Below are 24,845 nucleotides of genomic sequence, written 5' to 3' on the forward strand. Positions count from 1 at the left end.
ATTCATACAGCTCATAGACATACACCTCTATTCTTTGTATGCCTTGCCAAGATTGGGGACGCGCTTGATTAAGGGGATTATGTCAGAATGGAAAGTGTGCTGGGAAGGAGCTTAAATGACACGCGATCAACATAGACACTTTATCGAAACATCTCTAGAGAATATCAAAAAAGCGCACAATGAAAATTATTTAAGTATTTTTGCGGGGGCTAGAATCAGTGCTTTTTCTGGTTTGCCAAGGTGGGACGAATTGATGGATATCCTTAGAGAAAAACTTTATGGCAAAGTAGAAAGAAATGAGGACTATCGTGTGCGTGCCGAGAAGTTTCTTGAACAACATAGCACTCCATCACAGAAAGAATCAGTAGACTTTATAAAGGAGATTGAAGAGAAACTTAAAGAAGAACTTTATAATGAGATCAAAAGCAGTAGGGATTATCCTATCTTGGCTGAAAAGTTTTTTAATCATTTTGGACATAATTTTTATTATCAAACACTAGGAGGGCTGATTCCTAGCCATGCCCAACCAAATGACCTGCATTTAGAGATTGTTAAACTCAATCTCAAGAATCTCATCACAACAAATTGGGATAATTTATTTGAAAAAGCTATTTATAAAACAGGCATGTTTTTTGACATTATAAAAACCGACTCGGATGTGGGAAAATCTATGGGTTTTTCTAAACTCATTAAGATGCATGGAAGTTTAGATAAAAGAAATATTGTTTTTCGAGAAAAAGATTATTTGGAATATAGCCAAAATTTCCCTCTCATTGAAAACTATATTAAAGGGGTCTTCTCGACCGATCTTGTCGTTTTAGTGGGTTATTCTCTAGGCGATCCCAATGTCAAACAAATTATCTCTTGGGTGAATTTCCACTCAAAGAATTTAAAACCAATTTTCTTTATCAAGACAAATGATCCATTTGAAAAAAATGAATTTGAATTTTATAAAAACAAAAATATCCATGTCCTGTATCTTAGTGAGCTCTTTGCGAAAAGACTAAAAGATGGGGAGCAAGAGTGTAAGGAGCAAAAGTGTAAAAGAGAACTAGAATACCTCTTTACAAAAATCAAAGCAAAATATGACGCAACACCAGTTCTAAGCAATGAAGAAACAGAGGAACTGAAGCGTACCCTCATATATTTTGATTTTGGCACTTTAGAGAAATTAGCAAAGTCTAAAAAAATATCACTGAAAGATAAGCTTTTAAGATGTTTTCTGTTTTTTGAAAACTGCGCTATTGATGATAAGGGCATAGAAACAATCTATCGACAATGCAACAAGGTATCAGAAGAAGCTTTTAGAAAGAGAGAATTTAAAATACGGTTTTTAAGTGAGTTGAACAGATGTTGGGGCTTTTACACCGGAGAATATGATGAATTAAATCGCGGTGAACGAGAAAAGTCTTTGTCAACATTGATGTTAAGCGAAAGAGGTAAGTTAGAACATATTGTTCGGCTTGAGAATTACTTTGAACAACGAGTTACAACAGTTCGTTCGTGCTGGGAAGATAGGAGATTTTTTTGTGATGGCGGTAATAGCTTCCAAGAAGTGTTAGAGAAACTTCGAGAGTTTGATCGGATGAGAATTGGCAATTGTCTCATTATCCCAAGGTATGAAAGCCATAGAATGGCCTACACAAGAGCACTTGAATGTTGCTGGTATGAAATGGGTTGTGCTCTGAGAACAAAGAGGGACATCTTGTTTCTGTTGCTAGTGGATCAAGAAATTTTTAGCCATAGCATTAGGTATTTTCACACTAAAGAATTGGAGGATATTTTTCAAACATACTTTTCTGATGTGATATTTTGCATTGAAATTAAATCAAATGAAACAGAATTTTTAGAGAAAATTTTTACAAATATTTGTCTTAGATTCAAGAAACCTAAAGATTTTGAGGCTATGGGAAGACAGTTGTTTAATAATTTTATACTCTTAGCATCCTATTGTTCACTCGCACAAAGCACTTTTGATGAGATTTTAGAAGAATTTAACGATAAAATTAAAGAGAGAGTGATAAGCCTTAATAATGGATATAGACAACTTGAGGAGTTGATAGTTAGACAATCCAAACATCATGGAGATAGCACACTTAATTTTAAAAAATGTCAAGATTTGGTGTTGACTTTTCTTCGGCTTTTTATCAAGGGTAAGGCTGATAATAGAGAGAATGGAGCACAATCAGTTTTTTTAACGATTGTAGAAAAAATACGAGAAATTAATGGGCAATGGGTTGATGAGAAACATAAAAATCTGATTACCAAATTTTTAGAAATAATCCATGAAAAACCGCCAAGGTATACTCGTGTGATTGATGATAATAAGTCTGGTTTTGCTTGCTCGACTCGCTTTCCTCACAAGATTGATTCAAACAAAGAACTATTAACGACACTAAGCGTTGATGAGTTCCAATATTACCGAACTTTCCTTCCCTTCATCGAAGCTCTTTATCAATCTAGCAACGAGGATGTCAAAAAGGGCATAAAAAGAAAGTTGCGGGGTATTCTAAAGCATAAAGATCAATACGAACAAACTAACAGGAGCGCAAAGTATTGTGAATGGCTTAAGGAGCTGATTGAGAATTTGGATAGTTAGTTAGCTTCCATGTAATTTGCACACCTTAAGTCTTTTATGCAGATTGAAAGACAAAAGTCCTACAATAGGGGCTTATTTTTTAAGGAGGATTACATGAAACTAGCTAAATTTGCCTTAACTTGCGATGGGGAGAAGATCGCCAGCTTAGAGCAGCTCAAAGAACATTTTAACCTCTTAGATGTGTTGGAACATTACAAAACTAACGCCCTATAGCGTTGACTTAGATCAAGGGGTTATTAAAATGAGTTGGCGGGTATAGGAGCGATCACAGCTACACAGGATACGGAGATTTTAAAAGCTTTGTGTGAGGTTTTTGGGATAGACGCGGATTTGCAGATGATCCAAGAGGTGTTGGAGGATCGCAAACGCATGGAAGAGCAAGAAAAATCACAAACAGAACTTGAAACCCAGAAACAAACCTTGATCGTTGGAAAAAGATTGAAAAGTTACACTGCACTTAAGAACAAATTCTTTAATGCCCAAGATTTAGAAAGTGGCATAGCGATCCTAAAAGAGTTACACGTTGATTATTTTGAACTATTAGAGCCAGATAAATTCGCCATCTTAGATTATATACAAGCGGACATGGATAATTACAAAAAAAACGATCCTACGAGGCATGTCAAGGTAGTCCTCTTGCTTCATTTTTATTTCAGTCCTGTATTTGGACATACTGAACCATCCAGTTCCATGTGTTATTACTTTTCAATTTTTGACAACTTGAATCAATTGGCCGAACTTCTAGGCAGAAAAGTTCACACAATCGTTTTAGATTTTGACGACTTAAAAATTAAACCCCATGATTTTGGTAAGATTGTTTGTTTTGAAAGTGAACTATGGAATAAATTTGATGATGAGTGTTTCACAAATGGAGATGACGAGCCACTTAGATGCACCGGCAATAACCTTTTCTTCACACGCACCCTAAAGATTGCAGCAAGTGGCGACCAACTTAATGGCAAACACACTCTAAGATATGTTAAATTTGGCCTATAAAGGAACTCCCATGCCCACTTCTCTAACCCACCAACTCCAACAACTCATAGACACCCATGCGCCTATTCTTTATATGCCCTGCCAAGATAAAGATGCGCTCGATAGCCTAATCGCACAAGTCAGAGGGGACAGAGAGTGCCTAGAATTTGACAACGCTTAGGCGCGCTAGATTTTCAAAGCAAACGCCCCCTAGATTTAGAGCACCCCCAAGATTTAGCAAGCTTTTTAAAAACCCACTACGACCGCCCCTTTGAGGAGGAGCTGTTTTTGGTGCTTAAAGACATAGAAAGCCAGCTAGAGCAAAGCCCTAGCGCCATAGCGCTCTTGCAACGCATGGCGCGTTTGATTTTAAACAACGCCGATTACAACGCCACGATTTTTATTTTCTCCAGCCATTTAGGCACGCCTTCTATTCCCAAAGAGCTAGAGATTTACACCCGCATTTTTGACATCCCCCTGCCCGATAAAACCCAAATCCTAGCCACCCTTAAGAAGTTTGCCAAAGCCAACCAAATCCTGCTAGAGGAGCAAGTGGCAAAGGAGCTTGCCCTAGATTGCAAGGGCTTAAGGGAGGTGCAAATCGAGCAGATTTTACGCCTCGCCTACTACGAAAGGGGGGGCATCAACGCCCAAAGCCGCGACTTTGTGATCCAAGAGAAAGAACAGCGCATCAAAAAAACCAATCTCTTAGAAATGGTGCGCCCCAAAGAGGGCGAGGACTTAGCCCACATGGGCGGGCTAGAAAAGCTCAAACACTGGCTACAAGCGCAAGCGCACATCATCGCTAACCTAGATTTAGCCAGCCAAAAGGGCGTGGATATGCCTAAGGGCGTGTTGGTCGTGGGCGTGCCCGGGTGTGGGAAGTCTTTAAGCGCGAAGGCGTGTGCGGGGCTCTTTAAACTGCCTTTAGTGCGCCTAGATGTGGGGCGGTTGTTTGGCAAATTCATAGGCCAGAGCGAGGAGAACATGCGCGCGGCTTTGCAATTAGCCGAGGCGATCAGCCCCTGTGTGCTGTGGATTGATGAGATTGAAAAAGCCTTTAGTGGTATGGGGGCTAATGAGGGCGCGCACGAGGTGAGTAGGCGTTTATTTGGGCATTTCTTAACTTGGATGGAGGAGAAGACTAGCATGGTGTTTATCGTAGCCACAGCCAATGACATCACCCGCTTTCCCCCTGAGTTTTTAAGAAAGGGGCGTTTTGACGAGCTCTTTTTTGTGGATTTGCCCGGCGCAAAAGAGCGAGAGCAGATTTTAAAAATCCACCTACAAAAACGCCAGCAAAACCCAGAGTCCCTAGACTTAGCAAGCCTTGCTAAAGAGTGCGAGGGCTTTAGCGGGGCGGATTTAGAAAATCTTGTCAAATTAGCGGTGCAAGAGAGCTTTATTGAAAAGCAGAGCTTGAGCCACGACTTGCTAAGAAAAGCCCTACACGCCACCACGCCCATCACCAAGACCATGCACGCCAAAATCCACGCCATTCGGGTGCAAGCACAAAAATTACACCTAAAAAACGCCGGCGAAGCTGTGGCTTATGAGGAGGCAATCCGCGAGGGCAGGGATTGCCATTACAGCAGTCAATTACGCGAGAAAATCCGCTTGAATGTGCGTAATAAATTAGTGGGGGCTTTGGTGCGTTTAGACAAACACGCGGGCAGTGAATACGATGCCGGGGAGCTTAGCGATATATCCACCATGCTTAATCTCGTGCAATCCATTGACAGCTTTTATATCACGGGCAAAGAAAAGCCAATTTGCACACCACCCAAAACCCTTAACTACGACAACAAGGACTAGCATGCAACTTACAATTTTTAACCCCACGCCCCTGCCTAGCCTTTTGCCCACCTTCACCCCCGAGCAAGCTCACGCCTTTAGTGCAATTTTAGGGCGGTTTTTAGAGGCAGAGGCAAAGGGGGGAGCTCAAGGGATTGAAAAACAATTAGCACAAGAATTGCCCGGATGCGATGCGAAAGAGATTCGAGCCGAGATTGAGGCAGAGCTCAAAATTTACGAGCAAAAGCAAGAATCTTTAGAAAAAGCCCTAGCCAATGGACGCACCAAAGAGCAGTGGCTGGCTAGCGAGTTTCATAAAGCCAGCCAAAACCTAGCCACGCAAGAGGTCCTGCCCTATTTAAACAACCTAGACCATGCCCTAAAAGAGGCAAATTACAAAATACAAGAGGCATTACTTACTAATGAGGGGCTCATTAACCAAAACCCCCATTTAGACGGCTTTATCGCCGAACAACAGCATGCCAATAGCTTTAATCTCAACGCTACCGCCAAAGACTCGCCATATCGGGCGGAGGTGCTGACCCCTGAAGGGCAATATTCTAAAAATGGTGTGGATCTTGTGATTAAGGACGCAGAGGGCAAGGTAGTTAAGCGTTACCAATCCAAATACACCCAAGACGCGCCAAGCACACAAAAAGCCTTTGAAAAGGGCGACTACCGGGGGCAACAAAAATTAGTCCCCAGCGACCAAAAAGCGCAACTGCAGGAGCAGGGCTTAAAAGTTACCGACAAGCTAGAAGCCCCCGATGGCACGACCAGCACGCCTTTAAGCAAGCAAGAAGTCAAAGAGCTGCAGAGCAAAGCCCAACAAGAGGGCAAACTCCCCCAAAACACCTACAACGATTATCAAGCTAGGGATTTGGCTTTAGGCATTGGTAAAGAGGGGATTAAGGCAGGGCTCATTAGTGCGGGGATTTCTTTAGCAATCGATGGCGTTTCACTCATGTGCTCTAAAGAAAAACTAGACAAAAGCAAGGCACAAGAGATGGCTAAAAGGGCGATCAGCACAGGCGCAGACACAAGTGCCAAGACCGCCATGGCTGCTACCATTAAAGTCGCTGCTGAAAAAGGGATTTTGCCTAAAGTGTGTGGGGCTAAAAATGTCTTTGTGGCGCTAGGCACGCTTGCCATAGACCATGCTAAAGTGCTTTATAAATGGGGTAAGGGAGAAATCACGGGCGAGCAGGCGATCGAACAACTCCATATAAACTCCCTATCCACCCTTGCGGGTGTTGTTAGTGCCGCTGCAGGGGAGGGGCTGTTTATGGCTATCGGCTCAATCTTTGGACCTGTGGGGGCGGCTGTGGGCGGATTTGTGGGGGCGACTTTAGGCTACATAGCTGGCTCAAGCGTGGGGCAGAAAATCGCTTCAGGCTCTAAGTCCTTTGCCACTAGCGTGGCAAATGGCCTAAAATCGGCTTGTCAAGCTGTAGGCAGTGCCATTAAATCTGTGGCGAGCTCTGTGGCTAGCGGGGTTAAATCTGTTTGCCAAACCGTAGCGGGGTGGTTTAGCTAAGGCTCGATTAAGAGTGCGAGTAGGGATGAAAAGTCCGCACGCAAAGCTATCAATTTGGCAAAATCAGCTTTAAACTGCTCGATTACTCAGTAATTTCTGTCTCTGTCTTGCTCTTTAGAGCTAGAGCGTAAATGCCTCTAAATCGCTCGGCCAGCACATTCAAAGCTTGGCCCACGCCCAGGCTGTCATAACCCGGGGCTAAAAAGAATTTGGGGCGGATTTTGTGCTCTTGCTCGACTTGTTTAAGGGCTAGAAAGAGAGGGGCGCTCTAATTTGGGGATGTTGCATAGTGGGGACATACACGGGTTTATACACGCGCATACAGCCGCAAAAAAAGGCTAAAAGCGCGGTATCGAAAGACATTTTCAAGAAAAAACGGGGTAAAACGAAAAGCCCCCTTTTGGGGGGTAAGCTAAACACAAGAGGGCAGACCATGTCAAACAATGGTAAAAGCCCTTGCGCGCATTTTGCCTAAAAATTTCTATTTTTGGGAGAAACGCAAAGCGTTTCATAAAAATCTGCTTGAAATTCAAGCGGTAGCGCGTAGGGGCCCCGCCTTCGGGCGGGCGGCTCTTGAGTGTTAGCGTCAAACTATTTTCAAACAATCCCTTTTTCACTCCCTCCACAAAACCCTCATAAATAGGCACTTCTTAGCAGTTTTAAAAAAGGGTGTTCCCCGTAAGCGTTAAAGCCCAAGCTTAAATTTTGCCATCAAATAGCAAGCCCTAAGGTTTAGCAAATTTCGCAATTTAGCAAATCCAAATTTGACTTAGCAAGAGCTCCTTTAAACGCGCAACACAGCTCCGTTAAGCCTTAAGGCGCATTTGAGAAAAACCTAGAGAAATGGCGAGGGCAAATCCCCAAGGGGGTATTTTGATGCCAAAAAGAAGAGGTATCAAAAATCCAAATATTTGGAAGCCAAAGCATTGGCCCAACTCAAACAGAGCGATTGGCTCAAAGCCGACATTGAAAAGCGCAATGAGGGCATCTACCAAACCCTAAGAAATTTTTTCTTAGAAAATTTATAGCTCCACTCTAGGCAAAGTGATGCCTTGTTGCCCTTGGTATTTGCCTTGTTTGTCCTTATAGCTGGTGGCACAGACGCTATCACCCTGTAAAAACACCACTTGGGCGATCCCCTCATTGGCATAGACTTTTGCGGGTAGGGAAGTCGTGTTAGAAATCTCAATGGTGATGTGCCCCTCAAATTCGGGCTCAAAGGGGGTAACATTGACAATGATCCCACAGCGCGCATAGGTGCTTTTGCCTAGACAAATGGCAAGGACATCCTTAGGCATTTTAATGTACTCAATGCTGTGGGCTAGGGCAAAGGCATTTGGGGGGATGGTGATAAAATCTTGCGTGTAAATGGTTTCTACAAGAGCGGGGTTAAAGTCCTTGGGATCGACCACGCCCGTGTCCATGGATTTAAACAGCTTAAACTCTGTGCCGACTCGAATATCATAGCCATAGCTACTTAGGCCGTAACTAATTGTCCCCTTATTGATTTGTTTTTCACAAAAGGGGGCGATCATGGCGTGTTGTTCGCTCATCTCTTTGATCCAAGTGTCCGCTTTTAAGCCCATAACAACCTCCAAAAGCCTCCATTATAGCACAGCCTTTTAAGCTTGTTTAAGCTTTGCCTTGTTAAGAATAGATAAAAAGGCTTTTAATGCGCTCTCTCTATGACCTTTCTTTAAAAGACTTGCAAGATTACGCCCTCTCTCAGGGCTTTAAACCCTTTGTCGCCAAACAACTCTTTAGCTGGCTTTATCACCGCTACGCCACCTCAACCACTGGGATGCATAATTTATCCAAGGCGTTTCGGGCGTGTTTAGATAGGGATTTTTGCGTGCAAACTCTAAGCGTTGGGGCTAAAGAATGCAGCACGGATAAGAGCGAAAAGTATTTGTTTATCACGCCCGATCGCCATAGCTTTGAAAGCGTGTTTATGGTGATGAAACCCACGCAATTAGACGCAGACGGGCAAATTGTGGCGCAAGAAAAGCTGACTTTTTGTTTGAGCTCACAAATTGGGTGCAAGGTGGGGTGTGTGTTTTGTGCCACAGCTAGGGGGGGCTTTGTCAGGGATTTAAAGGCGGGAGAGATCGTGGAGCAAGTGGTAACACTCAAAAGAGAGCATAATCTAGAGCCCACAAAGGGCATCAATTTAGTCTTCATGGGCATGGGCGAGCCCTTGCATAATTTTAATGAAGTGGTCAAAGCGATTGGGATTTTAAGCGATCCACATGGGCTTAATATCTCCACAAGGCGGATCACCATTTCCACAAGTGGGGTTGTGCCCGTGATCGACGCTTTGGGAGCTTTGGATTTGGGCGTGCAACTGGCGATCTCCCTGCACGCCGTGAATGACGCTCTGCGATCCAAACTCATGCCCATCAACAAAACCTACAACCTAGAAGCCTTGATCCAAGCGATTAAACGCTTCCCCATAGACACCCGTAAAAGGGTCATGTTTGAATATCTAGTGATTAAGGATTGCAACGATGGGCTAGAGCACGCTAAGGCGTTGTTAAGGCTTTTAAATGGGCTAAAGGCAAAGGTGAATTTAATCCCCTACAACCCCAACCCGAGTTTAAAATTTGAGCGCCCCGACTTGGATAAGGTCGCACAATTTGCCGACTTTCTTAACCAAAAGGGCTTGCTCTGCACTTTACGCATTTCTAAGGGGCTAGACATCAGTGCGGCGTGCGGACAACTGCGCGAGAAGAAACAGGGGCTGGCTATTTCAGCTGTATGAAGTATTGGCAGCGGTAAAACTTTTCGCCAAGTTTGGGGTCTTCTAATAAGGCGTGGAGTTTGTCGCCATTGAGGGGCTTGGCGTGGGTGAAGTGGCGCAGCAAGTAGCGATCTTTGGGGCTGGTGATGTCGGGTTTTAAACGGGCAAAAAACGCGCTTTGCAAAATCCTTTGGTGGTCTATTTGGGTGTCGCAACCCACGATGATGTCGTGCAAGGCGACTTTGGCTTGGTTGATGGGCTCTATTTGGCTGTAATGCTGGCTTAACACCACAAAGTAGGCTTTTTGCATGCGTGCACACTGCTTGGTTTCGCTTGCCCTGATGATTAAATGCGCCCCTAGCTCGTTAAACAGGGCGTTTTTGGCGCAGTAGTTTAATAGGGTATGGTAGGACTCTTGAGTCTTTTTGGGCTCTTTGGCGTAGGCTTCTTGGGTGTTTTTGAGCTCATCCATCACCTGTGTGCGTTTGATCTCAATCCCATTTGGCATGGGTGTGCCTTGGATGTCTTGTGAGCTCAACCCCGCACTCTCTGTAACTGCAGGTTTTTTAGGCTCTTTCACCTTGCCCCCTAATTGCTTTTCCAGGTTTTCTTGCTCTTTTTGGGCTTGCTCCTCTGGGGTGTCTAGCATGACGGGGTCTAAACGGGTGTAATACACAGGCGGGCCATCGTCGTCATCGTCATCAAACAAGCCTTGGTGGGTTTGTTTTAAATTGTCTTCATTGTCGCTAGACAAGCCAGACATGGCAGGCATCATCATAAAGGGCATCATCCCCATACAGCCTAAGAATAAAGAGGCGAGCAAGCTAAAAAGTAGTGGGCGCATTAGGGGACAGCCACAACAATCGCTTCAAAGAGCATGTTTTGGGGGTGCTGGATTTTAAGCAGAGCTTTTTTATAGACATAGTGATCTTGGACGCTGGCGATTGTACCAACATAGATATTGGGACTAAAAATGTGGTCTAGTCCGCTTGTAAAAACAGGATCACCTGCTTTTAGCGTGGCGTAGGCGGGTAAGAAATCCACATAAGTTTTAAAGTTTTCGTTGGTGACAAAGCCGTAATAAATTTGCCCCCCGCTTTTGACCACCACGCTGTAACTCATTTGCTTATCGCCGTGCAAGAGCCCCACAAAGCGTCCATTTTCTTGGATCACGGTGCCGAACACTTGGTTAAAGGCAACCATCCCCAAGATTTTATCCGGGGGGTAAGATTTTTTAATGTCTAAGAGCACCCGATAAGGGTTGTCCATAGACGCAAAGCCATAAATGCGCGTGAGGGTGAAGGTGGGGGCGGGTAAAAGGTGGGCAGGATCGATCAGCTGGGCATTGGGGGCGCAATCTTTGGGCGTGTAAGGGGGGGTTAGAGGCGAAGCGCGCAACGCCTCTTGGTCGATTTGCTCTAGCTTTTGCAAGTCATCCAGCTCTAGGGCTAGGGCTTGGTTGCGGGCGTTTAAGTTGGCGTAGGCGAGTTTTAAATTCTCATAGGCCTTTAGTTGTCTGCGGTCTTCTTCAAGCAGGCGAGCTTGGTTAAAGTGTTTTTGGTAGGCAAAAACTAAATTGTCCTTGGTGTTTAAGACAAAGATGCGGATTTTGTCGCTAATAAAACTGCTCGAGCCCTTGATGTTGAGCCAGTAAAGCACCCCAAAAATAGCAATCAAGACTAAAAGGGTGCGCCGGCTAATCAAAAATTAAATGTCCCCCAGTGAGCTTAATAAATCTAAATCCTCAATCGCCTTGCTCGTGCCCCTTGCCACGGCAAGCAGGGGCTCTTCACCCACAAACACGGGGAGTTTAACGATGTTGCTTAGGTATTTGTCTAGCCCTCGAATGAGCGCGCCCCCGCCGGTCAGCACCACGCCATTTTCCACTAAATCCCGCGCTAAGTCGGGCTTGACCTCTTCGAGCACAGATTTTAAGGCGTTGCTGATTTCTCTAATTTGCTCTTTAATGGCTTCGCGCACATCCTCGCTGTTAAGCTCAATGGTGTTTAAAATCCCACTCACCTGATCGCGCCCGCTCACCTCCATCGTCAAGGGGGGGTTTAGCTCAATGGCAGAACCAATCGCAATTTTAATTTCCTCGCCCGTGCGCTCGCCAATTTGTAGGTTATAGGTCTTGCGGACATAATCCACGATGCTCGCGTCTAGTTTATTGCCCGCCACGCGGATGCTCTTACTCACCACAAGCCCGCCAAGGCTGATCACGCCAATTTCAGTCGTGCCCCCGCCAATATCCACAATCAAACTGCCCTGTGGGTCTTTCACGGGTAGTCCCGCCCCAATGGCTGCTGCCATGGGCTCTTCGATCAAAAAAACCTCTCTAGCCCCCGCGCTCATCGCACTCTCTTTCACCGCCTTGCGCTCCACGCTGGTTAAGCCATAGGGCACGCAAACCATGATGCGTGGGCGGATCAAGGACTTGCGTTTGTGCGCCTTTTCAATGAAGTAGCGGATCATTTTTTCCGTGATGTTAAAATCCGCAATCACGCCATCTTTCATGGGGCGGATGGCCTGCACTCCCGCTGGGGTCTTGCCGATCATCTCTTTAGCCTCTGTGCCTACGGCTAGGATTTCCTCCATGCGATCGTATTTGTTGAGCTTGACTGCCACAATGGAGGGCTCGTTGATGATGATGCCCTGCCCTTTGACAGACACCACCGTGTTAGCCGTGCCTAAGTCAATGGCAACATCGTGGGAGAACACGCCGATTAATTTATCTAAGATCATGGGACTCTTTCATGTGGATTTAAGAAGGCATTAAAAGGGGTTTGTTTTTTTTGATATAAAGGGGTTTTTCATGTTTTGCCACGCACTCTTTGGTGATGATGACTTGGTAATCTCTTAGGGCGGGCAAGTCAAACATCACATCTAGGCTAAAGCTCTCGATGATCGCCCTTAAGCCCCGCGCGCCCACTTTGCGCTTGATCGCCAAATCAGCGATCGCCTCGATCGCCTCGTCCTCAAAGACCAACTCCACGCCATCCATTTTAAAGAGCTCTTGGTACTGCTTGGTTAAAGCGTTTTTGGGCTTTTGCAAGATGTCGATCATCGCCTCTTTAGAAATGGGCTTTAAAGTAGAGATCACCGGCAAACGCCCGATGAGCTCGGGGATCAGGCCATAAGAGATCAAGTCTTCAGGCTCGACTAAATGCAAAATATTTTCTAGTTGTTCTTTAGTCTTTTTCTCATTGCCAAAGCCTAGCACGTTGCTATGAATCCGGCGTTTAATGATGTCAATGATCCCATCAAAAGCCCCGCCACAGATGAATAAAATATTCGTGGTGTCGATCTGCACAAAGTTTTCATTAGGGTGTTTGCGCCCGCCTTTGGGGCTCACATTCACCACGCTCCCCTCAATGATTTTCAAGAGCGCTTGTTGTACGCCCTCGCCCGAGACATCGCGTGTGATGGAGCGGTTTTCTGAAAGCCGCGCGATTTTATCGATCTCATCGATGAAGACAATCCCCCTTTGCGCCCTAGCAACATCGCCATCGCTAGCCTGCAGCAAGCGGGTTAGGATATTTTCCACATCCTCGCCCACATACCCTGCCTCTGTTAAACTCGTGGCATCGCTGATGGCAATGGGGACATTTAAAAAGCGCGCCAAAGTTTGCGCCATTAAAGTTTTACCGCTGCCCGTGGGGCCGACTAATAAGATATTGGATTTAGAAATCTCCACCTCTTGGCCCAAAGAATCGCGGTTTTCTTGGTAGTTTAGGCGTTTGTAGTGATTATAGACCGCCACGCTTAAAACCCTTTTGGCTTCCTCTTGGCCCACGACATACTGATCGAGCGCTTCTTTTAAGAGTTTGGGCGAAGTTAGGGGCGTGGGGGCTGGGCTTAAATGGGCTTCTTCGGGCGTGGGCCGTGGCACATTTAAAAGAGCCCCGGGCAACTTGGCGTGGAGTTCTTGATACATCACCTCCACGCAATATTCGCAAATGTGTATGTCTTTGCCGGATTTTTTAGATGAAAACACCAAACGGCGGTGGTGGGGCAAGGTGTTTTCGGGTTTGCTGCAAAAACTACAATAACGGGTGTTCACACTTCCTCCTGATCTTTAAAATACCCCGCCTTAATGGCGATGCCCCGCTCGGTTTCTAGCACAAACTCGCAAATCTCCTTAGCGTGGGGGTTGTTGGGGTATTCCTCTAAAATCCTTTGGGCGTTGTCCCTAATAGTCGTGGTCTCTAGATCAAAGAGCTTTTTATAAAGCCCGTTGATAAAATCGATCTCTGCACTTTGCAAGAGCTTGCGCATGCGATGCCTGTTAAGCCCTCTAATAAACGCCCGATTGCCCTCCACATTGCAATAAGGGGGGACATCTTTACCTAAAGCGCTTGCCCCCGCGACCATGCAACCCTTGGCGATGCGGGTGAATTGGTGGATGGCCGTGAGCCCGCCTATATTGACATAATCAGCGATCTCAATGTGTCCGGCCAAAGTCACGCCGTTGGCCAAAATACAATGGTTGCCTATTTTGCAATCGTGCGCCACATGCACATACGCCATCAAGAGATTGTCGTTGCCAATGAGTGTTTTATGCCCCCCGCCTTTGGTGCCCGGGTTGATCATACAATGTTCGCGGATCAAATTGCGCTCCCCCACGATCAAATAAGACTCCTCGCCCTCGTATTTCAAGTCTTGGGGGATGGTGCCTAGCACCGCGTAGGGGAAAATAGTGCTGTCTTTGCCGATCGTGGTGTGTCCTAGTAGCGTGACATTGTTATAAAGTTTCACCCCCGCCTCTAAGACCACATTGGGCCCAATCACGCAAAAATGCCCGACCTCAACGCTAGGATCGATCTTGGCCCCGGCTTCTATGATGGCGGTGGGGGCGATCATTTCTGGTCCTTGCGATCCACAATCATCGCCTTGAGCTCGGCTTCAGCCACGACTTTATCGCCCACTTTAGCCACGCCCCCCACTTGCCAAATCATGCCCTTGTGCTTTTGTTCGCTCAAGTGGTAATGGAGTTGATCGCCCGGGATCACGGGGTTTCTAAACTTCACCCGATCGATCGTCATGAAATACACGATTTTAGTCGCCGCTATCTCTGGATCTGCCCCAAACAAACTCACAAAAGCGAGCAACCCCCCCGCTTGCGCCATGCCCTCCACGATCAACACTCCCGGGTAAATGGGTTTGCCCGGGAAGTGCCCCGTAAAAACCTCTTCATTGTAGGTGATGTTTTTATACGCATGTACCTCTTTATAAGGCTCCAAGCGCAACACCCGATCCACTAATAAAAAGGGGTAGCGGTGGGGCAAAATTGCGCTGATCATGTGGATGTCTAAATCCAAATACAATCCTTCTTGCTCAGACATTTCTAACCTCTAATTTTATTGAAACCCCCACCCATAATAAAAAAGCGCCATTTTAACACGCCTAAGTTTAAAGCTGTATTAGCGCATTTTGGGGTACTTAAATTCCACCCGCCCCATGCCTAAGATGTGCCCACGCATTCCATCGTGCAAATCCCCTAAAAAGAAAGGTTTTTTTAGGTCTAAATGCGCCACATCTAAGGCATAGACTTGGATCAAATAGTGGTGATCGGCATTGGGGGGCATGGGCCCTATGTAGGTGCTGTTTTCGATATTGGATTTTTCTTGTTGCTCTGGGCTTAAATTGGAGCGTAAGTAGCCCTCTGTCATTGAATTGACCCCCTGCGCGATCTCTTGATTCTCTAGCGAAGCGTTTTCTTTAAGCTCTGTGCCCTTGATATTGCCCACCACCCAGTGGATGAAAGTTTTACCGCAAACCCTTGCAGCATCGTGGTCGATGATCTCTAAGGCATAGCTCTTGGCTCCGCTCACTGCCTCCCAAGAAATCTCGGGTGAAAGTTTGGGCAGCCCGTGCGTTAAAAACTCTTTAGAGGCGTTGCCCCCAAATTTTAAATCTAAAAACCCTTGTGAGTCCGTATGGATAAAAACCTTAAAAAATTGCATTTCAACTCCCTGTGTTAAAGTGAAGAATAGACAACTAAGCCAAACGGCTTTTAAGCACTTGTGCCACATCAAAGCCCCCATTTAGGCCAATGCCAATGCTTGCCCCCGACTTGTAGAGGATGTCTCCCACGATGAAAAGGTTTTTAATATCGCTCTCTTGTTCTTGGCTCACCACCGGTAGGTTATTCTCTAACTGGACTTGGCATCTTTTTAAGAAGTCTAAGGGGGTCGCCCCGCCTATGGCGTATAAAACCCTGTCATAAACTTCGCAACTTTCATCGGCAAAATTCACTTGAATGCGCCCCTCTAAGCTTTCTAAGCCCAAAATATCCACCCCTAACTTGCTCTTTAAATTGCGTGAAAACGCCTCTTCAAGGGCTTTTAAATTCTCTTCATTGACGCGGCTAAAGGTGCTTTGGCGGTAGTTTAAAGTCGTGGTGTTTGTGGAGGCTAGAGCAATGGCGTACTCCACTGCTGAATTGCCCCCGCCCACAACCAAAACCTCCTCTTTTTCTTTGCAGTCGTTGATCGTATAAACCACTTGGCGCATGATTTCTACGGGGATGGGGTAGCTTGGGCGGTTGGGCTGGCCCATTTTGCCAATGGCGATCACCACAGAGCGCGCCTTAAAAACCTCATTAGACGAGCTAGCAGCCTCAAAGACCTCTCCCTTTTTTACCACGCTCTCAATATTTGTTTTGTAGCGCACGGGGGTTTTGTGCGCAGCTAGGGCTTTTTCAAAGACCTCTAGGGCCCCCTCTTTGTCGGTGTCGCTAAAGGGGATATGCCCCTTAATATCCACGACCTGTTTGCGGTAATCCTTATCCACCCGTTTATGCGCCTTGTAATATTTGCGCAACATCCCACAGCATGCCTCTTCTTTTTCACACAGCAAGACTTTAGAAATCCCATTGATTTGGCACTCAATGGCCGCGGCAACCCCGCTAGGCCCCGCCCCCACCACCAAAACATCAAACACTTCACCCATGCGCATCCTTTCTCTTAAATTTTTGCGCCTCCTCCTCTTGTTTGGCGATGGCTAAATCCTGCGGGCTGTCATAGAGCAAGCACTCGAGCATTTTTTTCTCATCGTTAAATTGCTTGCCCTTCAAGCCCCATAAAAAGATGAGCAACCCCACAAGCCCCAGCACCAAAGAAACAAAGAGCATTAAAAAAAGGGTGTTTGTGTGCATTAAGGTTTTAAAACCTCCAGTGCCTTTAAATGCAAGGCTTCTTGAATATGTTGCAAGTCTTGGGCGCTAAAATCCCCCCCACAAGACAGCACTAAGGACGCATGGTCTGCCCGTCCGCCGCCCTTGCTGGTGTAGCCTAGACTTTGGCTATGCGCTTTTAGAGCCTCTAAAAGGGGGCGCACATCGTGCCCGCCCACAGACTTTAAGACCACTTCCACGCAATTTTTTTGTAAATTGTGGTATTGAAACAGCGCAATGACGGGCTCTTGGCGGCTCTTGTAGTTTTCCACAAAAGCTAAAAAGTGGTTCAAGTGCTCTTTAAGCCCGCTTAAAGCCGCTAGGTTAAACGCCTGCCCCTCAATGGGTGTGAGTGTGGGCTCTTTAGGCGGAGTGCTTTTGGGGGTTTGTCCTTTGTGTTTGAGGGCTCTTAATAAATCTTGGGTTTTTAACTCAGCGCGGGCTTGTTTGAGGATGCGCCGCTCGCTCGCGATAAAGTCGTAATACGCCCTGCCACACACCGCCTCAATGCGCCGAACGCCCGCGCTCACCCCCGCGCTTTTGGTGATCGCAAAGCCCCCGATATTTGCGCTGTTTGGCACATGCACGCCCCCGCACGCCTCCAAAGAGCCCGCAATATCCACGAGGCGCACTTCCTCTAAATATTTGTCCTCAAAGAGCATCACCGCCCCGCTCTCTCTTGCCTCGCTTGCCCCCACACTTTTAACACAAGTGGCCGCCCCAGCGCTGATTTTTTCATTGACAAAGCTTTCTATTTGCTCTAATTCCTCATCGCTTAGATTGCGATAAAAACTAAAATCAAAGCGCAAGCGGTGGGGCTCAATGTGGCTGCCCTTTTGCTGGATTTGGGCGTTCTTGTTTTCTTTTTTGGCGGCTTCGCCTAAGATGGTGCGCAAGGCTAAATGCAATAAATGCGTGGCGCTGTGGTGTTTGGCAATCTCAGCTCGCCCACTCACTTGAGCCACCACCTCATCGCCCTCTTTGATATTTGCGTCCCGCTCTAGCTCGATGAGGCTTGCGTTGATCCCACCCAGCTTTTGCGTGTCTAGCACTTTGGCTAAAAGCACATGGCCAGAATCCAACAACACGCCTTTATCGCCGATGGGCCCGCCCCCCTGTGGGTAAAAAGGGGTTTCTTTAAGCACAATATAGGCTTGGTTGTCCTCTTGGGGGTAAAGGGCCAAGACTTTAGTTTGTAAATGCTCGCTTGTGTAGCCGGCAAAGTGGTTGGGCTCTAAATGGCTTAAATCCAGTGCCTTTAAGCCGTCCTTGGCACTGCTCTGTTTAAAGCTATGCGCCGAGCGTTGTTTTTGCTCTTGCATGCAGGCTTGGTACTCTTGCATATCCACCTGTAAATTTAGCCCGCGCAGCATGTCAGCGGTCAAATCTAGGGGGAAGCCGTAGGTGTCGTAAAGCTTAAACGCCACAGCCCCGCTAAACTTTTGCCCTTGGCACTCAGCAAGGGCCCTTTCAAATAAGTGCATGCCCTTATCTAAGGTGGCTAAAAACAATTCTTCCTCTGCTCTGCACTCAAGCTTAATGCTCTCTTGGTGTTCTTTTAAAAGGGGGTAGTCGGGCATCAAGTCGCAAAAACGCCCTAAAATCTCATAGAAGAAGGGGCTTTCTAAGCTCTTGCCCTGTGCTTGTTGCAACAAATAGCCATGCCTTAGCGCCCGCCTTAAAATGCGCCTAAGCACATAGCCGCGCCCCGTGTTTTCAAAATAAACCCCCATGCCTAGCAAAAACGCCACACTGCGGGCGTGATCGGCCAACACCCTAAAGGATTCCTTATGCTTGGCGTACTCTAGCCCAAAGCTCTTTTCAATGCACGCCATTAGGGGCTTAAATAAAGAGCTGTCAAAGTTGTTTTGCACCCCCTCTAAGAGCGCTTGCACTCGCTCTAAGCCCATCCCTGTATCGATGCAGGGCTTTTCAAGGGGGGTGAGCACGCCCTCTTTGGAGCGGTCGTATTGCATAAAGACTAGATTCCAAATCTCCAAAAAGCGATCCCCCTCGCCTCCGAAGTAATCCTCGCTGGAGTGAAAATATTTCTCCCCTTGATCTATGTAAATCTCACTGCAATACCCGCAAGGTCCGGTGTCTGCCATTTGCCAAAAATTGTCCTTATCCCCCATGGTCTTAATGCGCTCAGTGGGGATAAACTTTTGCCAAAGTTTATAAGCCTCTTGATCTTTTTCATGCACGCTGATGTAAATGTGCTCTTTATCAAAGCCCAAATGCTTATGCACGAATTCAAAGGCGTAGGCGATGGCCTCTTCCTTGAAGTAGTCAAAAAAGGAGAAATTACCCAGCATTTCAAATAGGGTGTGGTGGCGGTTGGTGTAGCCGACATTTTCTAAGTCGTTGTGCTTACCCCCGGCGCGCATACACAGCTGGGCGCTCGTGGCGCGGTTGGCAAAGGGCTTGGTTTTGCCTAAGAAAATATCCTTAAACTGCACCATCCCCGCGTTGGTAAAAAGCAAAGAAGAATCTTGGGGCACTAGACTAGAGCTTGGCACCTGCAAGTGCCCTAAACTTTCAAAGAACCCTAAAAACGCCTTCTTAAGTTCCATATTGCACTCCCTAAAAAAGGCGATTCTAGCCTAAAAAACTTAAATTAGCGGTGCAACTCCAAATGGATCGCAATTTGGATATCTTCGCCCACGATTTTGGCAGGAAAACTCTGCCCGATTTTAAAGGCTTTGCGCGAAACTTGCCCGTGCAACTCTAAGCCATAGACCTCTGCCCCGCTCATAGGGTGTTTAATGGGCCCGGTGAGTTTGCCATTTAAAGTGATTTCTTTCTCGGTGTCCTTAAGCTTTAACATGGCTTTGATTTGCAAGCCCCCATCGCCTTTTTGGCTGATTTTTGTGGCTTTTAAATAGCCCTTGGGGTATTCGTGTGCGTCAAAGAAGTTAGCCGAGAGCAAATCCTTGTCCCTTTTGGCGTTTTTTGTGTCGATGCTCTTGATCTCAATCTCTCCATCTAGAGCTTTTAACTGCCCTTTTTCAATATCCACAACCCCCTTAAATTGGGAGAAGTCCCCATTGACCTTAGACACCATTAAATGCGTGGCGGTGAAATTGACACTAGAGTGGGCGGTGTCAATACTATAGGGGGTGGCCGAGAGCAAGCCGGCTAAAATAAGGCTGAATGAAAAAAAGCGCATGGTAATCCTTTTCATGTTTAGAAATGGAGGCTAATCATAACATTTTTAACCCTTAAGCTAAGGGGCTTGACAAGGATATATGAAATTAGCTATAATTTAAGCTTATTTTGCGCTGGCTTAGCTCAATTGGTAGAGCAGCTGCCTTGTAAGCAGCAGGTTGGGGGTTCAAGTCCCTTAGCCAGCTCCAGTAGGTGAGATACTCAAGTGGCCAACGAGGGCAGACTGTAAATCTGCTGACTTTCGTCTTCCGTGGTTCGAATCCACGTCTCACCACCAGTGCGGGAATAGCTCAGTTGGCTAGAGCATCAGCCTTCCAAGCTGAGGGTCGCGGGTTCGAGCCCCGTTTCCCGCTCCAGTGTAGGGAGGATGCCCATATAGCTCAGGGGTAGAGCACTTCCTTGGTAAGGAAGAGGTCGGCGGTTCAATCCCGCTTATGGGCTCCAGTTTCCCCCTTAACACAATGCTTTAAATTCTATAAGAGGAGTTAAGACAATGGCAAAAGCTAAGTTTGAACGAAACAAACCCCATGTCAATGTAGGCACCATCGGGCATGTTGACCATGGTAAAACCACTTTAAGCGCGGCAATCTCTGCGGTGCTGTCTTTAAAAGGCCTAGCCGAGCTTAAAGATTACGACAACATCGACAACGCCCCCGAGGAAAAAGAAAGGGGCATCACCATCGCCACTTCCCACATTGAGTATTCCACAGAAAACCGCCACTACGCGCATGTGGATTGCCCCGGACACGCCGACTATGTGAAAAACATGATCACCGGCGCGGCCCAAATGGACGGCGCGATTCTTGTGGTGTCTGCCGCCGATGGCCCCATGCCACAAACCCGCGAGCATATTTTGTTAGCCCGCCAAGTGGGTGTACCCTACATCGTGGTGTTCTTAAACAAACAAGACATGGTGGATGACCAAGAATTACTAGACTTGGTAGAAATGGAAGTGCGTGAGCTCTTAAGCGCCTATGAGTTCCCCGGCGATGACACCCCCATTGTGGCTGGCTCTGCACTTAAAGCCTTGGAAGAAGCTAAATCCGGCAATATTGGCGAATGGGGCCAAAAAGTGCTCAAACTCATGGAAGAAGTGGATAAATACATCCCCACCCCTGAGCGCGACACCGAAAAATCTTTCTTAATGCCCGTAGAGGATGTGTTCTCCATCGCCGGACGCGGGACCGTGGTTACTGGCCGTATTGAGCGCGGTGTAGTAAAAATCGGGGATGAAGTGGAAATTGTGGGGATCAAACCCACCCAAAAAACCACTGTGACTGGCGTAGAAATGTTTAGAAAAGAGCTTGAAAAAGGCGAAGCTGGCGACAATGTTGGCGTGCTTTTGCGCGGCACTAAAAAAGAGGAAGTGTTCCGCGGCATGGTGCTTTGCAAACCCGGCTCCATCACCCCACATAAAAAATTCGAGGGCGAAGTGTATGTGCTCTCTAAAGAGGAAGGCGGTCGCCATACTCCCTTCTTCAACGGCTATCGTCCCCAATTTTATGTGCGCACCACGGATGTGACCGGTTCTATTACTTTGCCTGAAGGCACAGAAATGATCATGCCCGGGGACAACACCAAGATCGTGGTTGAGTTGATTAGCTCCATCGCCCTTGAATTAGGGACAAAATTTGCGATCCGTGAGGGCGGTAAAACCGTGGGCGCGGGTGTGGTGACTAAAATCATCGAGTAGGATGCATTGTGAAAGTTAAGGTTGGATTAAAATGTGTGGATTGTGCTGAGATCAATTACAGCACCACCAAGAATGCCAAGACAAACACAGAGAAACTGGAGCTCAAAAAGTTCTGCCCTCGGGAAAATAAGCACACGACCCATAAGGAAGTGAAGCTTAAAACCAGCTAGGCAATAGGAGGGGGATTGTAGGTCAGTAGCTCCAATGGTAGAGCACCGGTCTCCAAAACCGATTGTTGGGGGTTCGAGTCCCTCCTGGCCTGCCAGGGGTGAAATGAAAGTAGGTGGCATGAATAAATTATTAGCGCAGTACAAGCTGACAAAAGAAGAGCTATCAAAGGTGATCTTCCCGCTCAAAGAGCAGATCAGAAACGCTTTGGTGTCCGTGCTCGTTGTTGTAACGATCATCACGCTGTTTTTGACCTTGATCGATTTTGTTTTGTCGTCTTTTGTTGCGAGCATTTTATAAGGGGTCGGCGTGGGTATGGAGTGGTACGCGATTCAAACTTATTCAGGCAGCGAGCAAGCGGTCAAAAAGGCCATTGAAAACATGGTGCGTGAAAACAACATTGCCGATCGTGTGCAAGAGATCATTGTGCCCACCGAGGATGTGATCGAGCTGTCCAAAAAGAGCAAGAATAAAGTAACCGAGCGCAGTCTATACCCCGGCTATGTGTTTATCAAGGTGGATTTAGACACCGTGCTTTGGCACAAGATCCAATCCTTGCCCCGCGTGAGCCGTTTTATTGGCGAAAGCAAAAAGCCCACGCCTTTAAGCGATGCGGACATCGGCAATATCCTAGAGAAAATGACGAATCGCGCCGCGCCCAAACCCAAAATCTACTACGAAAAAGGCGAGGTGGTGCGCATCATTGAGGGGCCCTTTGCCAACTTCACCGCCACAGTGGAGGAGTACGATGTGCAACATCGCAAATTAAAGCTCAATGTGTCTATCTTTGGGCGCAACACTTTGATCGAGATTTTATATTCTCAAGTGGAAAAAATCATTTAAGGAGAGTGCATGGCAAAAAAAGTTGTCGGGCAGATTAAATTGCAAGTCCCCGCCGGTAAGGCTAACCCTAGCCCGCCCATTGGTCCCGCTTTGGGCCAAAGGGGCGTGAATATCATGGAGTTTTGCAAGGCTTTTAACGAGAAAACCAAGGACATGGGCAGTTTTAATATCCCGGTCATCATCACGGTTTATCAAGACAAAAGTTTCACTTTTATCACAAAAAAGCCTCCCGTTACAGACTTGATTAAAAAGGCAAGCGGGGTGGCTAAGGGATCGGATAACCCCTTAAAAAACAAGGTGGGTAAGCTCACCATGCAGCAAGTGGAGGAAATCGCCCAAACTAAAATGGAAGATCTCAACACCACCACCCTAGAGGCGGCAAAAAAAATCGTCATGGGGAGTGCAAGAAGCATGGGCATTGAGGTAGAAGGATAACTATGGCAAAGCTAGCAAAACGGGTAGAAAAGCTAAACGAGCAGTTTGACAAAGAGAAAGTTTATAGCCTTGAAGAGGGCCTTGGCGTAGCAAAGTCTTTGGCTTCGGCCAAGTTTGATGAGACCGTAGAGGTGGCTTTGCGTCTAGGCGTGGATCCTAGACATGCCGATCAAATGGTGCGCGGGGCGGTGGTGTTGCCCCATGGCACGGGCAAGAAAGTGCGAGTCGCGGTCTTTGCCAAAGATGTTAAGCTCGATGAAGCCAAAGAGGCGGGCGCAGATGTGGTCGGGGGCGAGGATTTAGCCGAAGAGATCAAAAACGGCAACACCAATTTTGACATGGTCATTGCCACACCGGACATGATGGCGGTTGTGGGGAAAGTGGGGCGCATTTTAGGGCCTAAAGGGCTGATGCCCAATCCTAAAACCGGCACTGTAACGATGGACATTAAAAAAGCGGTCAGCAACGCTAAAAGCGGGCAGGTCAATTTTCGCGTGGACAAAAAGGGCAATTTACACGCCCCCATTGGCAAGGCGAGTTTCAAACAAGAACAGCTCCAAGACAACATGCTTGAGTTGGTGCGCGCGATTAACCGCTTAAAACCCAGCACTTCTAAGGGCAAGTACATCCGCAACAGCGTGGTGTCTTTAACCATGTCGCCCGGGGTGCGTTTAAACGCCCAAGAACTCATGGATGTCAAATAGTTCATCTTTAACTGAAGAAACAAGGGCTTTTTTAGCTTAATCGCGTTTGCGCCTTGTGGAAGTTAGTTGGAAAGGAGGAAACATGCATAAAGAACAAAAACAAGAGTTGGTTTCTAAACTGACCGATGCGTTTGCCCAAATGCAAGCTCTAGTGGTGTGCGATTACAAAGGCTTGCAGGTGCAGCATTTAGAGAAATTGCGTAATTTAGCCCGCCCACAGGGAGTTAGTGTGCAGGTGATTAAAAACACCCTTGCGTCTTTGGCTTTAAAAGGGGCAAATTTGCCAACCTTAGAGCTCAAAGAGACCAATGTCTTTATTTGGGGCGCGGATCAAATTGCGTTGTCTAAATTGGTCATGGGCTTTGCTAAGGAGCATAAGGAACGCTTTATTGTGAAAATGGGGCTGTTTGAAAAACAGGCCGTAGGCACAGCACACATTGAAGCGATCTCTAAACTACCCAGCAGAGAAGAACTCATTGGCATGTTGTTGTCTGTTTGGACGGCACCAGCGCGCTATTTTGTGACAGGCTTAGACAATTTGCGCAAAGCAAAAGAACAAGAATAAGAATAAAGGATTTGCATGGCAATTAGTAAAGAGGAAGTGTTAGACTACATCGGTGGTCTGAGTGTTTTAGAGCTCTCTGAGCTTGTGAAAGCTTTTGAGGAAAAATTTGGTGTGAGTGCGGCCCCCACTGTCGTGGCTGGAGCCGTGGCCGGCGCACCTGCTGAAGCGGTGGAGGAAAAAACTGAATTTAGCGTGGTGCTTGCTGAAACCGGGGCAGAAAAAATCAAGGTCATTAAAGTGGTGCGCGAAATCACCGGCTTAGGCCTTAAAGAAGCCAAAGAAGCCACAGAGAAAACTCCCCATGTGCTTAAAGAGGGCGTGAATAAAGAGGAAGCCGAAACCATTAAAAAGAAACTTGAAGAAGTTGGGGCAAAGGCTGAAATTAAGTAAGGGTTTTTAAAAAAAGGAGGGGATAAGGAGGGGCAAAGCGTGTATCAAGGGGAACAC

Annotated in this window: 26 protein-coding genes and 5 tRNA genes; 19 read left to right on the forward strand and 12 right to left on the reverse strand. The window is 46.8% G+C overall.

The window, feature by feature from the left end:
- The first annotated feature begins 115 nt into the window (after positions 1-115).
- The 5 genes from HAL07_RS04890 to HAL07_RS04905 all read left to right on the forward strand — a co-directional run bounded on the left by HAL07_RS04890 (position 116) and on the right by HAL07_RS04905 (position 6,905).
- Positions 116-2,599 (forward strand): SIR2 family protein, encoded by a 2,484-nt coding sequence (locus HAL07_RS04890; protein ID WP_082355867.1) that lies wholly within the window; start codon positions 116-118, stop codon positions 2,597-2,599.
- A 246-nt stretch (positions 2,600-2,845) separates the two neighbouring features.
- Positions 2,846-3,595, forward strand: a complete 750-nt coding sequence (locus tag HAL07_RS04895) for a hypothetical protein (protein ID WP_053945323.1) — start codon at positions 2,846-2,848, stop codon at positions 3,593-3,595.
- A gap of 10 nt (positions 3,596-3,605) precedes the next feature.
- On the forward strand, positions 3,606-3,755 hold the full coding sequence (locus tag HAL07_RS07945) for a hypothetical protein (RefSeq protein WP_156295944.1): 150 nt from the start codon (positions 3,606-3,608) through the stop codon (positions 3,753-3,755).
- Positions 3,756-3,865: 110 nt separating this feature from the next.
- A complete protein-coding gene (locus HAL07_RS04900) occupies positions 3,866-5,389 on the forward strand; it encodes an AAA family ATPase (protein WP_156295945.1) in 1,524 nt (507 codons plus the stop codon).
- 1 nt (position 5,390) lies between these two features.
- Entirely contained in the window at positions 5,391-6,905 is a 1,515-nt protein-coding gene (locus HAL07_RS04905; RefSeq protein ID WP_053945325.1) for a TrbL/VirB6 family protein, read from the forward strand.
- Positions 6,906-7,927: 1,022 nt separating this feature from the next.
- Here HAL07_RS04905 and dcd read toward each other — a convergent pair.
- Positions 7,928-8,491, reverse strand: a complete 564-nt coding sequence (gene dcd, locus HAL07_RS04915) for a dCTP deaminase (protein ID WP_053942007.1) — start codon at positions 8,489-8,491, stop codon at positions 7,928-7,930.
- A gap of 86 nt (positions 8,492-8,577) precedes the next feature.
- Between dcd and rlmN the strand changes: the two genes are divergently transcribed.
- Complete coding sequence (gene rlmN, locus HAL07_RS04920) at positions 8,578-9,666, forward strand: dual-specificity RNA methyltransferase RlmN (RefSeq protein ID WP_202903481.1); 1,089 nt, start codon at positions 8,578-8,580, stop codon at positions 9,664-9,666.
- On the opposite strand, the gene HAL07_RS04925 is transcribed toward rlmN, so the two are convergent.
- The 11 genes from HAL07_RS04925 to HAL07_RS04975 all read right to left on the reverse strand — a co-directional run bounded on the left by HAL07_RS04925 (position 9,650) and on the right by HAL07_RS04975 (position 19,991).
- Positions 9,650-10,489, reverse strand: a complete 840-nt coding sequence (locus HAL07_RS04925) for a hypothetical protein (RefSeq protein ID WP_156295946.1) — start codon at positions 10,487-10,489, stop codon at positions 9,650-9,652. The genes rlmN and HAL07_RS04925 overlap by 17 nt on opposite strands.
- Positions 10,489-11,349 carry a rod shape-determining protein MreC gene (locus HAL07_RS04930; RefSeq protein ID WP_053945329.1) on the reverse strand — a complete coding sequence of 287 codons (861 nt, stop codon included), beginning with the start codon at positions 11,347-11,349 and terminating at the stop codon, positions 10,489-10,491. The genes HAL07_RS04925 and HAL07_RS04930 overlap by 1 nt, the downstream gene beginning before the upstream one ends.
- Positions 11,350-11,352: 3 nt before the next feature.
- Positions 11,353-12,390 carry a rod shape-determining protein gene (locus HAL07_RS04935; RefSeq protein ID WP_053829503.1) on the reverse strand — a complete coding sequence of 346 codons (1,038 nt, stop codon included), beginning with the start codon at positions 12,388-12,390 and terminating at the stop codon, positions 11,353-11,355.
- A gap of 19 nt (positions 12,391-12,409) precedes the next feature.
- A complete protein-coding gene (gene clpX / locus HAL07_RS04940; RefSeq protein ID WP_053945330.1) occupies positions 12,410-13,708 on the reverse strand; it encodes an ATP-dependent protease ATP-binding subunit ClpX in 1,299 nt (432 codons plus the stop codon).
- Complete coding sequence (gene lpxA / locus HAL07_RS04945; protein WP_053945331.1) at positions 13,705-14,508, reverse strand: acyl-ACP--UDP-N-acetylglucosamine O-acyltransferase; 804 nt, start codon at positions 14,506-14,508, stop codon at positions 13,705-13,707. The genes clpX and lpxA overlap by 4 nt, the downstream gene beginning before the upstream one ends.
- On the reverse strand, positions 14,505-14,990 hold the full coding sequence (gene fabZ, locus HAL07_RS04950; RefSeq protein ID WP_053941959.1) for a 3-hydroxyacyl-ACP dehydratase FabZ: 486 nt from the start codon (positions 14,988-14,990) through the stop codon (positions 14,505-14,507). Before fabZ ends, lpxA begins: the two co-directional genes overlap by 4 nt.
- A gap of 78 nt (positions 14,991-15,068) precedes the next feature.
- On the reverse strand, positions 15,069-15,611 hold the full coding sequence (locus tag HAL07_RS04955; protein WP_053945332.1) for a YbhB/YbcL family Raf kinase inhibitor-like protein: 543 nt from the start codon (positions 15,609-15,611) through the stop codon (positions 15,069-15,071).
- 34 nt (positions 15,612-15,645) lie between these two features.
- Positions 15,646-16,599, reverse strand: coding sequence for an NAD(P)-binding domain-containing protein (locus HAL07_RS04960; protein WP_053945333.1), 954 nt, complete (start codon positions 16,597-16,599; stop codon positions 15,646-15,648).
- Positions 16,592-16,804 carry a cbb3-type cytochrome oxidase assembly protein CcoS gene (ccoS, locus tag HAL07_RS04965; RefSeq protein WP_053945334.1) on the reverse strand — a complete coding sequence of 71 codons (213 nt, stop codon included), beginning with the start codon at positions 16,802-16,804 and terminating at the stop codon, positions 16,592-16,594. The genes HAL07_RS04960 and ccoS overlap by 8 nt, the downstream gene beginning before the upstream one ends.
- On the reverse strand, positions 16,804-19,395 hold the full coding sequence (alaS, locus tag HAL07_RS04970; RefSeq protein ID WP_053945335.1) for an alanine--tRNA ligase: 2,592 nt from the start codon (positions 19,393-19,395) through the stop codon (positions 16,804-16,806). The genes ccoS and alaS overlap by 1 nt, the downstream gene beginning before the upstream one ends.
- A 44-nt stretch (positions 19,396-19,439) precedes the next feature.
- Positions 19,440-19,991, reverse strand: coding sequence for a YceI family protein (locus tag HAL07_RS04975; protein ID WP_053945336.1), 552 nt, complete (start codon positions 19,989-19,991; stop codon positions 19,440-19,442).
- Positions 19,992-20,102: 111 nt separating this feature from the next.
- On the opposite strand from HAL07_RS04975, the gene HAL07_RS04980 reads away from it, so the two are divergent.
- The 13 genes from HAL07_RS04980 (at position 20,103) to rplL (ending at position 24,788) form a co-directional block, all read left to right on the forward strand.
- Positions 20,103-20,178, forward strand: a tRNA-Thr gene (locus HAL07_RS04980).
- Between the two features lie 3 nt (positions 20,179-20,181).
- Positions 20,182-20,267, forward strand: a tRNA-Tyr gene (locus tag HAL07_RS04985).
- A 2-nt stretch (positions 20,268-20,269) separates the two neighbouring features.
- Positions 20,270-20,346, forward strand: a tRNA-Gly gene (locus HAL07_RS04990).
- Positions 20,347-20,359: 13 nt separating this feature from the next.
- Positions 20,360-20,434, forward strand: a tRNA-Thr gene (locus tag HAL07_RS04995).
- Positions 20,435-20,483: 49 nt separating this feature from the next.
- Positions 20,484-21,683 (forward strand): elongation factor Tu, encoded by a 1,200-nt coding sequence (gene tuf / locus HAL07_RS05000; RefSeq protein ID WP_053941953.1) that lies wholly within the window; start codon positions 20,484-20,486, stop codon positions 21,681-21,683.
- Between the two features lie 8 nt (positions 21,684-21,691).
- The gene (gene rpmG / locus HAL07_RS05005) at positions 21,692-21,853 is read left to right on the forward strand and encodes a 50S ribosomal protein L33 (RefSeq protein WP_053945337.1); all 162 of its coding nucleotides are present in this window, start codon (positions 21,692-21,694) and stop codon (positions 21,851-21,853) included.
- Positions 21,854-21,872: 19 nt separating this feature from the next.
- Positions 21,873-21,948 (forward strand) — tRNA-Trp (locus HAL07_RS05010).
- A gap of 23 nt (positions 21,949-21,971) precedes the next feature.
- Positions 21,972-22,151 carry a preprotein translocase subunit SecE gene (gene secE, locus HAL07_RS05015; protein WP_053942006.1) on the forward strand — a complete coding sequence of 60 codons (180 nt, stop codon included), beginning with the start codon at positions 21,972-21,974 and terminating at the stop codon, positions 22,149-22,151.
- Positions 22,152-22,166: 15 nt separating this feature from the next.
- Positions 22,167-22,694, forward strand: a complete 528-nt coding sequence (gene nusG, locus HAL07_RS05020) for a transcription termination/antitermination protein NusG (protein WP_053942005.1) — start codon at positions 22,167-22,169, stop codon at positions 22,692-22,694.
- A gap of 9 nt (positions 22,695-22,703) precedes the next feature.
- Positions 22,704-23,129, forward strand: a complete 426-nt coding sequence (gene rplK / locus HAL07_RS05025; protein ID WP_053941951.1) for a 50S ribosomal protein L11 — start codon at positions 22,704-22,706, stop codon at positions 23,127-23,129.
- Positions 23,130-23,131: 2 nt separating this feature from the next.
- Positions 23,132-23,833, forward strand: coding sequence for a 50S ribosomal protein L1 (rplA, locus tag HAL07_RS05030; RefSeq protein WP_053941950.1), 702 nt, complete (start codon positions 23,132-23,134; stop codon positions 23,831-23,833).
- 82 nt (positions 23,834-23,915) lie between these two features.
- The gene (rplJ, locus tag HAL07_RS05035) at positions 23,916-24,398 is read left to right on the forward strand and encodes a 50S ribosomal protein L10 (RefSeq protein ID WP_053941949.1); all 483 of its coding nucleotides are present in this window, start codon (positions 23,916-23,918) and stop codon (positions 24,396-24,398) included.
- A gap of 15 nt (positions 24,399-24,413) precedes the next feature.
- Entirely contained in the window at positions 24,414-24,788 is a 375-nt protein-coding gene (rplL, locus tag HAL07_RS05040; RefSeq protein WP_053941948.1) for a 50S ribosomal protein L7/L12, read from the forward strand.
- The last annotated feature ends 57 nt before the right edge of the window (positions 24,789-24,845 follow it).

It is taken from the genome of Helicobacter ailurogastricus, assembly GCF_001282945.1.
GTDB lineage: Bacteria > Campylobacterota > Campylobacteria > Campylobacterales > Helicobacteraceae > Helicobacter > Helicobacter ailurogastricus.